This window comes from Sporolactobacillus caesalpiniae (assembly GCF_040513385.1).
In the GTDB taxonomy this organism is placed as follows: Bacteria; Bacillota; Bacilli; order Bacillales; family Sporolactobacillaceae; genus Sporolactobacillus.
The window spans coordinates 522,817-538,032 of the sequence record NZ_JBEVCB010000001.1; the positions used below are offsets into that span (position 1 = coordinate 522,817).

Genomic DNA, 15,216 nt, shown 5'->3' on the forward strand with positions numbered 1-15,216 from the left:
AGAGGGGATTTGCTTGGCACTTATCGTCAAGATTGGCGCAAACCTAGACAATTTTAATAAGCAAATGCGCAAATTGACCAAAGATACGAAGAATGTCGGCGGTGGTTTGCAAGATCTTGGCGGTAAGCTTACGGCCGGGCTAACCCTTCCCTTGACAGCGGTTGGCGCCGCATCGATAAAGACCGCGGACGATTTTCAAAAGTCGCAGGGCATGATGCAGGCGCGCCTAGGCGAAACATCCGGGCGCGCTAAAGAATTAGAATCCATTGCACGAGACGTTTGGAAAAACGGTTTCGGTGAGAATGTACAGGCTGCAGCTGACGGCGTGACCATGGTCAACCAGAACATGAAAGGCATGAGCAACAAAGAGATCAATGGGGTGACCAAGTCCGCATTCATGCTTAGTGATGTGTTCGGATTCGACTTGAACGAATCCACACGTGCTGGGAAAGCGTTGATGGACAATTTCGGTGTTTCGGGAACCAAGGCAATGGATTTGATCACGGTCGGCGCGCAAAAAGGCGGCGACTACTCCGGAGAACTGCTCGATACGATCTCTGAGTATTCTGTTCAGTTTTCATCCATGGGCATGAGCGCTGACGACATGTTCAATATCTTCATCCAGGGCGCGCAGAACGGCGCTTTTAACCTGGATAAAGTCGGTGATGCCGTCAAAGAATTTAACATTCGCGCTCAAGACGGATCGAAAACAACAAATGAAGGATTCAAAATGATCGGCCTGAATGCCAATCAAATGGGCGAGGCGATTGCTAAAGGCGGAGACGATGGGCGAAAAGCATTTATGGCTACAGTGGCCGCATTGGCGAAAATGAAAGACCCAATGAAGCAAAACCAAGCCGGTGTCGCCCTGTTTGGGACGCAATGGGAAGATGTTCGAGGAAAAGTGATCAAGGCCATGGATCCGGCTGTTAATAAGCTCGGTGAAGTGGATGGTGCGGCAAAACGCGCCGGCGAGTCTGCTTATAACAGCCTAGGCGATAAATTCCAACAAACCATGAGAAGCCTTGGCGAAGCGCTTGAACCCATTGGTGATGTATTGCTGAACATGGCTGACCAAGTGTTCCCAGTGATTCAGAAAGCAGTTAGCACATTGTCGAACGCTTTCCAGTCCTTGTCTCCGTCAACACAGACGTTCATTGTCGTTCTTGGATTGATTGCCGCGGCAATCGGGCCGGTGCTCGCAGTTGTGGGGACGATGATCATTGCTTTCGGTCAGCTATCTGCGGCTTGCGCGACACTTGAGATCAGTATGATGGCCGCTTTTTGGTGGGTTGCATTAATCATTGCGGCACTTGCTGCCATTGTGGCCGTCATCGTTTATTGGGATGAGATCAAGAAATATTTTGCGGTGTTCTGGGCGTACTTACAGAGTCTGTTCTCAGCTGCGCTGAATTTTATTAACGGACTGTTTGCATCCATTTGGGGTGGAATTGTTTCATTTACTCAGTCCATTTGGAATGGATTGGTGAACTTCTTTACGTCTGTGCTAAGCGGATTGAACAGCCTTTTTACATCGGTATGGAATGGGATTAAGGGCATCACATCAGCTGTTTGGTCAGCGATCTCCGGATTCTTGAGTGGCATATGGAGTGGCATTAGCGGCGCGGCACAAACCGTTTGGAACGGAATTGTAAACTTTTTTCAATCGGTTATGAGCGGTTTGGCTAGTTTCTTCACAACCATTTGGAATGGGATTAAGAGCGTCACATCTGCGGTTTGGTCGGGAATAAGAGGGGTTCTAAGCGGTATATGGAATGGCATCAGCGGCGTAGCGAAAGCCGTGTGGAATGGTCTTTCAGCTTACTTTAGCTTTGTGTTGAATGCCTATAAAACTATTTTTATGAGCGTATGGAATGCGATCAAAGGTTTTCTGGTTGGGTTATGGAATGGCATCGTTTCGATCGGACGCGCTGTTTGGAATGGCTTGGTGAGCTTTTTTTCTGGCGTATTTAGCACCATTTTTGGTGTGACAACAACAGTTTGGAATGCAATTAAATCAGTGATTGTTGCTGTTTGGAATGGAATAAGAAGTGGTGTATCAAGTGCCATTAATACCGTATCATCAGTTGTTTCAGGGGTTTGGAATGGCATTAAGTCGGTCACATCGTCCGTGTGGAACGGCATAAAGAATGCCATCGTTTCACCAATCAGCGCAGCCAAGGATAAGATTGCCGGGATCATTAATGCGATTAAAGGCTTTTTCAGTGGAATGCATCTCAGTTTGCCAAAGATCAAAATGCCGCATTTCAGCATTGACGGTAAATTCAGCCTGGCACCGCCGAGCGTGCCGAAGCTGAACATCAAGTGGTTCAAGACTGGTGGTGTCATTAAAGGAACGCCGGGAGGAAGCCTTATTGGTGCCGGTGATGGTGGTGATGAAGCGGTTGTTCCACTGTCCAATAAATCACGGATGCTTCCGTTTGCGCAAGCGATCGCATCAATGATCGGATCCGGAAATGATGAGAACACATCGAGCGGGCCGCGGGTCCTGCGCCTGGAAAATGTGCTGAATCTGGACGGTCGGGAACTGGCGCGAATCCTGCAGCCGATGCTGGATATTGTCAATGCGGACAAGATTACCATTGACGCGATTATGTCAGGAGGTCTGCCAGGATGACGTATGCAATGCAGGAAGGTTATGGCGACAAAATAAAGCTGGATGCCATGCTCACCAAGCTGGACGGCACACAGATTATTCTGTCCGAGGCGGGAATCAAGCTTCGTGATTTCATCGTCAGCGCGCCGACACCGCAGCACCAAACAGCCGAGGTCAGCGGACGTGACGGAGTGCAGGACTTGGGAACAACTTATGGACCAAGAAAAATTCATTGCCCGTTTTCGTTTCGTTCCATTGATCGTGCCGAGTTTTCGTTGCTTCGAGATGAAATTTTTCAACTCTTTGACAGCAAAGAGCCATTTTATATTACGGAGAACAGGCAGCCAGGCAAGCGCTGGAAGGTCAAGGTTGATGGCGATTATTCCATTGATCAATCGCATCTTGTTGGCTTGTTTGAAATTGACCTGGTCTCGTTCTATCCCTATGCGGAGTCGGTGGTCAGTACATGCGCTGAGTCGATAGACACGGACAGTGAGAATTGGCAAGCGATCGGTTCCGGCATGATCTTGGAAGAGGACATGGAGTATGAGCAACACGCGCCTTCATTTCGTATCTGGAATGGCGGCAATCGGCCGATTGATCCGACTGAAAACATGCTCGTGATTACGTATAGCGGCACATCTGATGACCTGTTGATCCGGAACAAGACCACCAGCGAGGTGTGGCAGTACAACGGCACTACATTGGGCTCCGATCAAATTGTCCTGGACGGAGTGAAGAACCTGAAAAACGGGTTGAGCATTCTCGGCCAAACGAATTTAGGACTGATCAGCCTGGCTAAAGGGTGGAACGATTTTGAAGTCACCGGAGCAACCGGCGCTTTTACCATTTCATTTGATTTTCGATTTTTGTTCCTGTGAGGAGCGATTGAGATGCGCGATTTATTAATCAAGAATCTTGAGGGAAAAATTGAACGACTGACCGATTATTCGGTCACAAGGAAAAGGACGGTCAATGCAGAAAAGTCGATTGACGTGACCGTTTATCAGACGGATCGGAACGCGCACGCGTACCCGATGATCGCCAATGAATGCGAGCTCGACTATGAGCATGAGCCTTACATCATCAAGTTGCTGAAAGAGCGAACGATCGGGAAGACGGTCGCAGTCACGATCACAGCGACACATAAGATCTATGACCAGTTGGCCAACAATTACATCTATGGCACGATCACCGGCACCTTCACGCTAGAAGCTATGCTTCAGTTTTTACTTGAGGGTTCCGGTATTGCAATTGAATTGTCTGCCGATGGCTTGCCGCACTCCGTCACTGTGGAGAATTTTGGCGATGATGACTCCTTTTCCTTGTTGAAAAGCGCTCTGGATAAATTCGGCGCAGAATATCAGCCGGTAGCAAACAAAATTCACGTGGCAAAAGAACTCGGTAAGACAACCGATTATCAGCTGCGCTACAAGTTCAACATCAGCGATCCGGAAAAGTCGATCGACACCTCATCGCTCAAGACCTATATCCGTGGTTATGGAAAGCAAAATGAGGATGGTTCATACGTTGCCCAGATCGACTACACGAGCCCACTGGCCAGCGTGCCAGGCATCGGCATCCGGCACGCGAAGCCGGTGCGCGATGACCGTTTCACAAACAATGACACGCTGCTTGCCTATTGTATGGCGCAGCTGACGGATTCGATCAATATTTCGATCGATCTTACCTATGTTGAGCTGCGTGATGCCGGCATCCAGGACATTGATTTTGGCGACTACGTCTGGTGCATCATCGAGCCATTCGGCATTAAAACGCGGATCCGCGTAATGGCCATTGAGGATTATTCAAACGAAAAAGAATCCCCAAAGTTCACACTGGGTGAGCTCAGACGTACAGCAACGCAGGTAATCAGCGGAATCACGAGGGCATCACGAAACATTTCAACACTCAGTATCCGACTCGATGACACGATCAAGGTCGCCAACACAGCTTATGATGATCGAATCATCAGTACCAAGGTAGGTGAAATCAATGACTGATATCGTTCAATTAAAATATCCAAACAATGATCCATTTTATCCTAAAACGCATGCACAAGCGATCGAGGGATTGTCTGATGAAATCGACGATGCAATTAATTATCCGGTGAAATCAGTCAATGGAAAAGATGGAGATGTACAGATCGGCGCTGCTGACATAGGCACTTATACAGCTGATGAAATTGATAACAAACTTGCTGGTAAAGTCAGTAAGGTAACCGGAAAAGGGTTATCAACCAACGATTATACTGACGAAGAACAGCTAGAAGTGGCGAAGATCGCAAACAAAGTGGATAAACAGCCTGGAAAGGGCCTATCAACAAACGACTACACGGATTCAGATAAGGATGAAGTCGAAAAAATTGCGGCGAAAATGGATGCAGTCATGGTTTCGCCTAGCGGCAATAAATTCATTTTGGTAGTAGACGATGACGGAAACTTGAGCACAGAAACATATGTGGAAGGAGCTGGCGAATGATGAAATGGCCATACGAAAACATTGGAGTGTTAACGACACGCGCATTTCGTAATCTATTAAACAAGATATTCGGTGACATCGGCGCAGACATGCAGGAGCAGAAAGACCGCGTTGACAATTTGATTAATGGCGTTGAGCAGCCGTCTGAAGTAGTAGACATGCACCTGGGGCGAGATGGGGAAACCTATCCGGTCGCAAGGGATATGGTGCTTGGTGAGATTGGTAAAACGGAGTCGGCACAGGCCCAAGTTAATCAGGACACTGCTGCGCAGTTGGCGGATATGGAGCAACAGAAAGAAGATAAAATATCCGCAGATGCAGATCGAGCATACTTTGAAAATAAATTTGCTTCTATTTTAGATGGATCTCCAAAAGGCGTGTATGCGACACTATCGGATCTGCAAGAAGCTTACCCGGACGGGATAACGGGGATTTATGTTGTACAAGAAGATGGAAATTGGTATTTTTACCTTGATGGTTTTGGGTGGACGTCAGGTGGAGACTATCAACAAACTGCCATTGGAGATGAAATGGTAACTGTTGAAAAGACAGATTTTAATCCTGTTACTGATGCTTACGTTTCAAAAAATATTTTTAATAAAGCGAAAGTAACGAATGATTATTATGTACAATTTGATACTGGATTTATTGTTCCTACTTCGCAAACAGGGGTTTTTTCAGTTTCTGACTTCATAAAAATAGTCGGGGATCGTGATTACTCAAGAACTTATACAGGTCAAATTGCCTTTTATGATCTAGCAAAAAATTATATTTCTGGGATTGGGGATCCGAACGGACTTATCCACACCCCATCAAATGCTCATTTCATGAAAATGACTGTTGAAACAGCTAATTTAACAACATGTATGGTAAATGAAGGGGCAGATCTTTTATCTTATGAGCCATTCGGCAACTTTGCTTCTGAGGAAAATCTTAAGGGGGATCTGCAAGATAAGATCAATTCTATTAAGGATAAAGTCTCATTTCCTTTTATTCACAACATAATTGACGATGTATCATTAATAAATGGACAATACGTACGATGGGATCAAGGTACGCTAGGAACGAATACAAGTTATTCCGTTACGGATTATGTACCAGTACTGCCAAATTCCAAATATATTGCATTATTTTACAACCAAATTGCTTTTTATGATGCAAGTAAAACGTATATATCAGGCATCGGCGTAACGGATAGTAGTATTTCTAAAACATTCTCGACACCTAGCAATGCAGCATTTGCTCGATTTACCATTTTAAATACTGATATTGGATTGTTTCGAGTACAGAAAAATGTATTTCCATCCTTTTCCGCTGATCCTGATTTTTTAACTCAACCAGTTAGAAAAATATCAGATATTTTAAGTCGATTATTATTTTCTAGTGGTGGTACACCTGTAAATATCAAGCTTATAGGTGACTCGAGAACTGCTGGATTAGGCGGAACAGGATACGCAACAACAGGAGAAATAATATACGGATCGTATCAAGTAAATGAAAATGGGACATGCTGGGCAAACTTACTCAAAACTTACCTTGAATCCAAATTCAATTGTGTCGTCAAGAATTATGGTGTAAGTGGAAAAAATACACGTGACATTTCTCAAAATATATCAACAATCATACATGGTGATGAGGATATAGTAATTTGCGATCTAGGAACTAATGACCGAAATACAAACGTGAACCTATCCTTAACCGAAGAGTTCACGAATCTTATGAAAGTTTATAATTATATTCATTCAATCGGTGCTGAAATAATTTTTATGTCTACTTTTCCTGCAAGTACAGCAGCAGAAGATCCTAGTACAGAATCATATCATCTTGAGGACGTAGATATAAATATATCCAAGCTGAATAAGTTCATTAACCAAGAACATATATCTTTATTCAGATTGGTAAGGAGATATTGCCTCTATTCTGGGCAAACGTGGGATGGCTTATTGGGAGACGGATTGCATCCAAATGATAATGGTTATGCGGCCTTGTTTAAAATAATTTTGGATGCACTTGGTTTACCGTTAAAAAATGATGGGGCTACCTGGTGAATATTAAATAATTAAACTGATATAATCTACCACGTATGATAAAATGTTACCAAATACAACATAAGGTGGTTACTTTAATGGAGGAAAATAATTTTATCATACCCGAAAGCATTTCTATTGATAGAGAAACAACATTTAATAACACACAGTATAGAATAGTTGAATACTTGAATAGTGATATGTTGTTAGTTGTCAAAAAAGAAGATTTTGATAATAGATCGTTCCCTCTTCAAACGTTTGTTATTCCCAATAAATAAACATTAAGTTTGAGGTATGCTATGAAAAAGTTAAAGAATATTCTCGTTTTATCTTTAATGCTTAATCTAATTCTTGTGCTGTTTGGATCAGTTTACATTATTAAGAAAAACGTAACACCAGTAGCGCAAGGAACACCTTTTCATGCAATCAAAAAAAGTGAATTTTCTATTCTTCCTGCAAATAAAAATGATATTGTTTTTGCTGGGGACAGTTTAACTAATTATTGCAACTGGAGTGAACTATTTGGTAACAGCAATATTAAAAATAGAGGAATTCCAGGAGACAAAACGGACGGAGTAATTGATAATATTGCCAATATCGTCAAAGGGCAACCAAAGAAAATATTTTTAATGGTAGGAATTAATGATCTGTCAAATGGTGTTTCTGTCAAATCGACCTTAGCTAATTATAAAAAGGTAATTAATAGCATTAAACAGAAGTCTCCTAGTTCAAAATTGATTGTTCAAAGTGTTTTACCAATAAACACCGATATTTTGAAAGATACAAAAGCTTCAAACAGTGAAATCAAAAAGTTAAATATCGGTTTAAAATTGTTAGCTAAAGACTATGGATTGCAATATGTCGATTTAAGTTATAAATTCATCGATAAAAACGAGCAATTAAAACGAGGATTAACCATTGATGGCATTCACCTAAACGGTGATGGCTATCTATTATGGAAAAAAACGATTAATGACTATGTAAATTAATTTATAGGGGCTAAGGGTCGATGAACCTTTTGTTTAAAATTGCTGACAAGCTATCGTCTTTAATTAATATTCGCATTGCCTTATTGATTGGTAAACTGAAACTAAAATTATATAATATAAAATTTGGCAATAACTTAAAACTATATGGCTATCCATTGATTGAGGCAAAAAATGGATCAGAAATTGTAATAGGCAATAATGTTACTTTGGTTTCTAACAGCAAATATACATTATTAGGTGTCAAGCATCCTACTATTATCCGTACACTAAATGAGAGTGCAAAGATTATTATTGGCGATGATGTTGGGATCAGCGGAGCTACCATCTGCGCATCTAAATCAATAATAATTGGAAAGAATACGATGTTTGGAGCAAACGCGATGGTGGCAGATACTGATTTTCATCCGATTAATCCAATAAATAGGAGATATAATCAAAACCAAGACCAAATCGGCAAAAAAGAGATATTAATAGGGGAAAATGTTTTTATCGGTGCAGAAGCAGTGATCCTGAAAGGTGTACACATTGGGGATAATTCTGTGATTGGGGCAGGTAGCATAGTAACAAAAGATATTCCTGATAATGTTATTGCTGCCGGAAATCCATGTATAGTAATAAGAAAAATAGTGTCAGATTAAATCTAAGTAGGACGCTACTGCGCAACAAATTATATTGAAATTATGCTTTCCGCATATGCAAATAGGAGTTAATAAAGGGGGAGGCCTCACTATGGAATATAGTAAATTGTTTTTGATTGAAGCGTACAAGAACTCAAGAGTTGTCTCCGCTAAAACCAGTGTTGAAGCATTAAACATTTTCATTGAAGAAAGAAATAGAGAGTTTAAGGAAGATGGAAGGCAAAAAAAATATGATCCAAGTAATCTCAAAATTACTTTTTTATGTGAAGAAAGGTTCATATTAAGAGCAGCAGAGTGATTGGAGGAAAATTGATGAGAATTCAATTGGTTCAAAAGATTGATATTGATGGCAATTCAAGAGTTAACATTACAGTATATAAATCGGTCCATACTAGCATAATTCCTAGAGTTGATGAACATATAGTCGACGACGCGTTTAAAAGAAAGTGGACTTCGTCAAATGCCTCTCAAGTTAAAGATATCATCTATGATTATGATGAAGATACTTGTCAAGTTGTTCTAAAAAAGATAAGAGTCGACGATCCGGAAGAGTTTAATACAGAAATTGAGCTTTTTAAAGCAACAGGATGGTATAAAATTGATGATTTAAAAAAATAAAATTAGTTGTTATAAAAGGGTCCTTAAGGGCTCTTTTTTCATACCTCAATAAAGGAGTTGATCCTTTTATTCGGACCCAGTTGGGTCTATTTTTTATGCTCAAATTTAAGGGAGGCATCATTGTGAATACATTTGAATTTATTTTTCGCTCAGCTGCTGTTCTGCTTGGGGCAGCCATCGGTTATCTGTTTGGAGGTTGGTCCATGCTGATCAGTATTTTGTTTGCGTTCATTATCATTGATTATCTATCCGGGGTTGTGGCTGCGGCTTATCTTGGCAAACTTTCGTCAAGTGTCGGTTTCCATGGCATTGCCAAAAAGGTCATGATCGTAATTGTCGTGGCTGCTGCGCATCTTGCCGATCAGGTATTGGGCACGGAGCACATTGCACGAGATGCGGTGATTTTTTTCTATTTAGCTAATGAGCTGCTTTCGATTTTGGAAAACGCCGGCAAGACCGGTCTTCCTGTTCCGGAGCAGATCACAAAAATGGTGGACATTTTAAAAGGGGGAAGAAAATAATGGGTGTACAAGCGATTGACACAGCAACAAAATTAAATGAAGAAAAGGCAAAGCAGCTGCGGGCTGCTGGGATCCGGCTGGTCGGCCGTTACATCGGTAGCCCGGACAGCTGGAAGACGCTTGAGAAAGCCGAGGTCGGCGCGTTAAAAGACGCCGGTATCAACATTTATTCAATTCGACAGACAGCCAACAATACAGCATCATTTTTCAATTATGCCAGGGGCGTGTCCGAAGCACAGGAAGCGGAAAAATGGGCCAAGAGCATTGAACAGCCATCAGGCACAGCAATCTATTTCGCTGTTGATTTTGACGCCAGGGGGGATGCTCTTGAAGCAGTCAAACAGTTTTTTAAAGGCGTGTCCGATACGCTTAAAGATTACAAAGTCGGTGTGTACGGTTCGTACAGCGTGGTTGAAGCACTGAGCGAGACAAGCTACGCCGATTTCTTCTTTCAGACCTATGCCTGGAGCAATGGAAAAGTCAGCAAGCATGCTGATCTTTACCAATATAAAAATGGACAGACCATTGCCGGGGTTTCGGTCGACTACAATGAAGTAAAAGGAGCTGCCGGTGAGTGGGGAGCTCCGGCTGTCAAAAAGTCGGACAAACCTAAGTCAAAAGAACAAACGCTGATTCGTAAGGGCGACAAAGGATCTGCAGTGAAACAGTTGCAGAAGGATTTGATCAAGGCTGGTTATTCATGCGGTAAAACAGGGGCAGACGGCATCTTTGGCGATGATACTGAGGTAGCGGTCAAAACATTGCAGCGCACTTATAAGATTGCAGTCGATGGCATCGTAGGCGATCAAACACGTGCAGCACTAAAAAAAGAGCTGAGCAAGAAGGCAGTGAAGAAAGAACCTTATACGGTTAAGCCTGGTGATGTTCTAAGCGAGATCGCTGCAAAACATGGTACAACAACCGGGGCACTCGCAAAGAAAAATGGCATCAAGGATCCGAATAAGATTTATCCAGGACAGAAGATTAAGTTTTGACATAATGATTCACCGCCCGGGTGATCGGGTGTACATAAATAAAGCAAAAAATTAGATTATATTAAAGGAAAATAAACTTCTTTGTCGAAAAATGAATGTATAACATATGACTTAGGAGGAATGTCTTATGGTGTCAGAACCCAAAACTATTATGAGAAAAGTACATTTTTTTGATTTTAATATTTTTGAACTTCAACAGGGATCAATTAATTTAACGCATCATTCTAGCCCAGGAAAAATAATATCCGATATATCTAATCTCCCTTTGGCCGGAAATGATATTCGATCACGGTTTAAATTTTACGCAAATAATGATGTGAGTTTTTTAAACGAAGTAGAGATTAATGGAAGTCAAGTTAGGGGTAAATTTGCAATATCAAGAAGAAGCTCACTTCCTTCTCTGGAAACTAATGGAATATTAAAACCACTAAACATACCAGCTAATAGTGGACTTGCTGAAATTACACACTTTATTTATTTTGTCGATGAGAATGTGATTGGAGTAGAATTTAACTTTTATGGACCGCGTACTAATACATTGAGTAATTATTTGCAAGAAAAAAGTAAGATCTTTGTTAATCCTTTCCAATTAATAGACGTTACTCCGATATTGAATCAAGATATTGATTTGCAACTTCATGATATGGGGGAAATAAATTTTATGCAAATGGAGATCGCAAAAAATGAAATTAATATTGTTAAAGAATTAGATGAAGATCTGTATAGTGCATTCGAAGCTTCAGCAAAAGTAGCTGATGATGCAGAAAGTGTTGAAGTGATTTTAAGAAAGAAAAAACATTCTCGAGGTGGTTTTCATTTTCCATTTTCTCGATCCAAAATGAAAGAGTTATTGTCTTCAGGAGACAACAGGCAAAAATTCAACAAATTTAAAGCTAATGCAGAGTCTCGATCCGAGGAAAGAAATAAAAGTTTTGATTTTCTTGAAGATAAAATGATAAGGTCTAAAAAAGTTGTGACATTGGGAGAACGTAGCAAATCCGTGGATTCGGAAAGCATGTTTAACGCAATAGAAGAAGCACATGATGAACTAGCACCAAATTTTAATGAAAGCTGAGTGTGCATGTTATTATGATTAGGTTCTATAGAAAACATTTTTTGGGTGTTGAATTGATACTTTCATTTGTAATTTTGGGCTTAATCTCATGGTTTTTATGTTTTTCTAACTATCGTCTAATTCTAATGGGTGATTTAAATGGCATTCGAGATGTTTTTTATGGCACTATTGTAGCCGTTTCGGGAGCGTTATTAGGGTTTGTAATAACTGGACTGTCGATTTTGTTGACAACCAATTCGACCGAACAAATGAAGAGATTGCAAAAAAGCAAGCACTTTGGAACTATATTCCTAATATTTCTAAGTACCAGCAAATTTTTAGGCGTATCATTAGTGTTTTCCTTGATAAGTTTAATATTTGACAAAGACGCCTATCCTATTCCATTGTTAACATTAATGACTGTATGGTCCATGGTCATTGTTACTCTTAGAGTTTTAAGGTGTTTTTGGGTATTAGAAAAAATTATTAATTTGCAAGTACCTAGACGTAAAGAATAATTAATCGTAAAACATTAAATCAGGGAGCATTTCAAAAAACGTCTGAATCTCTTGATATTAAAGGATTCAGGCATGCTCAATGGTATAAAAGTTTGGAAATGCAGGTTTCATAATAAATTGCATCCAAATATTTAAGTAGGTTGAAAAATGGAACATAAAAAAAATTTAATGAAAGCAGTCTATTGTACCTATAATTGTAAAAATGAATGATAGAGGCATCTAAACCCATATCATTTTGCGCAAATTCTGCGCACAGGCTATCAGGAATGCCGAAAACCCTTGACCTTATCACCTTTTTCCAATGGAGTATGAATCCCTCTTCCTCCGTTGATACATAATCAATACCCATACGCAAACACCCGGAAGTAGCCATTTAAAGGCATTTCCGGGTGTTTTATTATTTTCTGATCGTCAACGAAAAGCAAAGAATAGCAAAGCATTTTGCGCAGATTTTGCATTGCGAATGATTTTTGACAGAAGATCAAAGCAACTTTAAAATGAGGATAGGCTTATTGAGTAAAATGTGTTCAGTGAATTATTATCAATAGATTATTGTTGATTGTTCTTAAACTGCGGGAGAAGCACGAATAAATAGATAGAATTAATTGATGAACTGCGCCTAGGAGGGGAAAAAGTGGTCCAGGAAACAGCAAAGAATAAAAGAAAAAAGAACAATCTGCCGCTAAGGCTGAATATACTTTTTCTTGTTGTGTTTTTAGCGTTCGCCGGGCTGATTTTACGGCTTGGCTATGTCCAAATTGTCAAGGGCGATTATTATAAAGGACTTGCGAATGCAAGCAAAACGCAGTCTGCGCGTATTGAGTCGGCACGTGGGCGAATTGTCGATACGAACCATGTCACGCTCGCGGATAATAAAGCCGAGCTCGCTATTGTCTTTATTCGAAATGCGGGAATCAGTGCACAAGAGAGCTTGGGGTACGCTCGGAAATTAGCCAACTTTTTAACTGTTGATGCTGATGTGATTAAAAAGGTCTCTGATCATGATAAACGCGAATACTACATTCTGACAAAATTCAAGAAATTGAGTAGTGCCTACGATAAATATCTAAGCCCAGCTGAACAGAAAAAATATGCAAAGAAGCAGAGCAAGGCCTACAAGTTGCTTTTATCTCGAGTACCAAAATCAGAACTAAAGGGTTATTCAAAAAAAGATGTGCAAATCATGGCGATCCAGCATGCGTTTAATCAAGCGTCTAATTTGAGCCCTTATATTATTAAGAGAGGATTGAAGGTCAGCGATAAGGAATACATTAACGTCGTTGATCATCTAAGCGATTTTAACGGGGCTATTCAAACCGCAGATGTTTCTTCACGAACATACATTAAAAATAAACCGTTCTACGTTGGAAAAATGGGACCGATCCCTGAAGATAAAATTACAGGGTATCTCGCGCAGGGATATAGCCGCAACACTGATGTGGGAATCAGTTATCTTGAGGATCAATATGAGTCCTATTTACGCGGGGTTCCAATGACTCTTACTTATGATACGGAAAAAGGACTTCCCGTTGGAAATCCAACAGTAAAGGATGGAACACGCGGAGACGACTTGCAGCTGACTGTTGATATCAGGTTGCAAAAGAAGCTTGACCAGGTATTGGAACAGAATATATTGTCCGCGCGTTCAGAGGGAAATGGACAGAATAACAGCGCCTACGCAGTGATGATGAATCCCAAAACAGGAGCCATTCTGGCAATTGGCGGAAAGAAATACGAAAATGGCAAGTTCACGGATGTATCCAGTGACTCGATTACCTCACAATTTGAAATGGGATCTGCGGTTAAAGGCGCAACGGAATTGATCGGGTTTCAGCATAATGCGGTGCCTTCTCAATTTCATGATATGCAAATCAACTATCGAGGAACAAAAAAATATTTCAAATCATGGGAAGTCAGCGGTTTAGGTACATTAACACCTGAAACGGCATTGCAATTTTCATCTAATGTTTTTATGGCGAAGATCGTTTCTAACATGGCAGGAATTTCTTTGATCCCGTCTGGGGGGGAGTACATCGCTAGAACTCCTTATGTAACGAATCCTAAATTTATTAAGGCGATTAATGATTTACGAAACGGATACAGCCAATTCGGACTTGGTGTCAAGACTGGGATTGATCTTCCGACAGAAGGAACGGGATATAACGGTGGTATGCCTGATACTCCCGGGGTCATTCACCAGTATGCAATCGGTCAGTTTGACACGTATACTCCGCTGGAAATGGCTCAATACATTTCGACGATCGCTAACGGTGGATACAGAATGCAACCGCATTTACTTGAATCTGTTCACGAACCGAAAAGTGACGGAGAGAATCTAGGAAATACGGTTTATCAATTTGAACCGAAAGTATTGGGCATCATTGGTAATAGCAAGCATGATCTTGCACGAGTGCAGCATGGATTGTACCTTGTGACACATGGCGCAAGAGGGACGGGAAGTGTATTCAGGGAGCAGGGCCAGAAATATAAAGTAGCTGCTAAAACAGGTACTGCGCAGATCGATGAGAAGGATTTGAGTCTTTACAATGAAACGCTCGTTTCCTATGCACCTTATGACGATCCGCAAGTTGCTATTTCTGTTGTTGTTCCCAAAGTACGAACGGGGCATCAGAACCAGCAAATTGCTCTTGAGATGTATAAGGAGTATGACAAGTATTATCACTACACGAGTAAATAATCGTTGCATGAATAAAATGGGGGATAATTCTGAGCTGAACATCAGAGTTATCCCCCTTTA

The 15,216-nt window shown here is 41.0% G+C and carries 13 protein-coding genes; all 13 read left to right on the forward strand.

What is annotated here, in order from left to right; all coding sequences use genetic code 11:
* Window positions 1–13 precede the first annotated feature (13 nt).
* The 13 genes from ABWW58_RS02580 to ABWW58_RS02640 all read left to right on the forward strand — a co-directional run bounded on the left by ABWW58_RS02580 (window position 14) and on the right by ABWW58_RS02640 (window position 15,156).
* The gene (locus tag ABWW58_RS02580; protein WP_353867690.1) at window positions 14–2,638 is read left to right on the forward strand and encodes a phage tail tape measure protein; all 2,625 of its coding nucleotides are present in this window, start codon (window positions 14–16) and stop codon (window positions 2,636–2,638) included.
* On the forward strand, window positions 2,635–3,498 hold the full coding sequence (locus ABWW58_RS02585) for a phage tail family protein (RefSeq protein ID WP_353867691.1): 864 nt from the start codon (window positions 2,635–2,637) through the stop codon (window positions 3,496–3,498). The genes ABWW58_RS02580 and ABWW58_RS02585 overlap by 4 nt, the downstream gene beginning before the upstream one ends.
* Before the next feature lie 12 nt (window positions 3,499–3,510).
* A complete protein-coding gene (locus ABWW58_RS02590) occupies window positions 3,511–4,620 on the forward strand; it encodes a phage tail protein (protein ID WP_353867692.1) in 1,110 nt (369 codons plus the stop codon).
* On the forward strand, window positions 4,613–5,098 hold the full coding sequence (locus ABWW58_RS02595) for a hypothetical protein (RefSeq protein ID WP_353867693.1): 486 nt from the start codon (window positions 4,613–4,615) through the stop codon (window positions 5,096–5,098). The genes ABWW58_RS02590 and ABWW58_RS02595 overlap by 8 nt, the downstream gene beginning before the upstream one ends.
* Window positions 5,095–7,146 (forward strand): SGNH/GDSL hydrolase family protein, encoded by a 2,052-nt coding sequence (locus ABWW58_RS02600; protein WP_353867694.1) that lies wholly within the window; start codon window positions 5,095–5,097, stop codon window positions 7,144–7,146. Before ABWW58_RS02595 ends, ABWW58_RS02600 begins: the two co-directional genes overlap by 4 nt.
* 278 nt (window positions 7,147–7,424) lie before the next feature.
* A complete protein-coding gene (locus ABWW58_RS02605) occupies window positions 7,425–8,114 on the forward strand; it encodes a GDSL-type esterase/lipase family protein (RefSeq protein WP_353867695.1) in 690 nt (229 codons plus the stop codon).
* Window positions 8,115–8,134: 20 nt separating this feature from the next.
* Window positions 8,135–8,752, forward strand: a complete 618-nt coding sequence (locus ABWW58_RS02610) for an acyltransferase (protein ID WP_353867696.1) — start codon at window positions 8,135–8,137, stop codon at window positions 8,750–8,752.
* Window positions 8,753–8,843: 91 nt separating this feature from the next.
* Window positions 8,844–9,050, forward strand: coding sequence for a hypothetical protein (locus ABWW58_RS02615; RefSeq protein WP_353867697.1), 207 nt, complete (start codon window positions 8,844–8,846; stop codon window positions 9,048–9,050).
* 14 nt (window positions 9,051–9,064) lie between these two features.
* Window positions 9,065–9,370: a hypothetical protein gene (locus ABWW58_RS02620; protein WP_353867698.1), complete on the forward strand. Its 306-nt coding sequence runs from the start codon at window positions 9,065–9,067 to the stop codon at window positions 9,368–9,370.
* Between the two features lie 122 nt (window positions 9,371–9,492).
* On the forward strand, window positions 9,493–9,891 hold the full coding sequence (locus ABWW58_RS02625; RefSeq protein WP_353867699.1) for a phage holin family protein: 399 nt from the start codon (window positions 9,493–9,495) through the stop codon (window positions 9,889–9,891).
* A complete protein-coding gene (locus ABWW58_RS02630) occupies window positions 9,891–10,886 on the forward strand; it encodes a glycoside hydrolase domain-containing protein (RefSeq protein WP_353867700.1) in 996 nt (331 codons plus the stop codon). Before ABWW58_RS02625 ends, ABWW58_RS02630 begins: the two co-directional genes overlap by 1 nt.
* 127 nt (window positions 10,887–11,013) lie before the next feature.
* Window positions 11,014–11,961, forward strand: a complete 948-nt coding sequence (locus ABWW58_RS02635) for a hypothetical protein (RefSeq protein ID WP_353867701.1) — start codon at window positions 11,014–11,016, stop codon at window positions 11,959–11,961.
* Window positions 11,962–13,092: 1,131 nt separating this feature from the next.
* Window positions 13,093–15,156, forward strand: coding sequence for a peptidoglycan D,D-transpeptidase FtsI family protein (locus tag ABWW58_RS02640; RefSeq protein WP_353867702.1), 2,064 nt, complete (start codon window positions 13,093–13,095; stop codon window positions 15,154–15,156).
* The last annotated feature ends 60 nt before the right edge of the window (window positions 15,157–15,216 follow it).

Bases quoted from the DNA above. Each gene is read 5' to 3' on its own strand.
- ABWW58_RS02585 (WP_353867691.1), top strand. From the start codon at position 2,635: ATGACGTATGCAATGCAGGAAGGTTATGGCGACAAAATAAAGCTGGAT.
- ABWW58_RS02590 (WP_353867692.1), top strand. From the start codon at position 3,511: ATGCGCGATTTATTAATCAAGAATCTTGAGGGAAAAATTGAACGACTG.
- ABWW58_RS02595 (WP_353867693.1), top strand. From the start codon at position 4,613: ATGACTGATATCGTTCAATTAAAATATCCAAACAATGATCCATTTTAT.
- ABWW58_RS02600 (WP_353867694.1), top strand. From the start codon at position 5,095: ATGATGAAATGGCCATACGAAAACATTGGAGTGTTAACGACACGCGCA.
- ABWW58_RS02605 (WP_353867695.1), top strand. From the start codon at position 7,425: ATGAAAAAGTTAAAGAATATTCTCGTTTTATCTTTAATGCTTAATCTA.
- ABWW58_RS02610 (WP_353867696.1), top strand. From the start codon at position 8,135: ATGAACCTTTTGTTTAAAATTGCTGACAAGCTATCGTCTTTAATTAAT.
- ABWW58_RS02615 (WP_353867697.1), top strand. From the start codon at position 8,844: ATGGAATATAGTAAATTGTTTTTGATTGAAGCGTACAAGAACTCAAGA.
- ABWW58_RS02620 (WP_353867698.1), top strand. From the start codon at position 9,065: ATGAGAATTCAATTGGTTCAAAAGATTGATATTGATGGCAATTCAAGA.
- ABWW58_RS02630 (WP_353867700.1), top strand. From the start codon at position 9,891: ATGGGTGTACAAGCGATTGACACAGCAACAAAATTAAATGAAGAAAAG.
- ABWW58_RS02635 (WP_353867701.1), top strand. From the start codon at position 11,014: ATGGTGTCAGAACCCAAAACTATTATGAGAAAAGTACATTTTTTTGAT.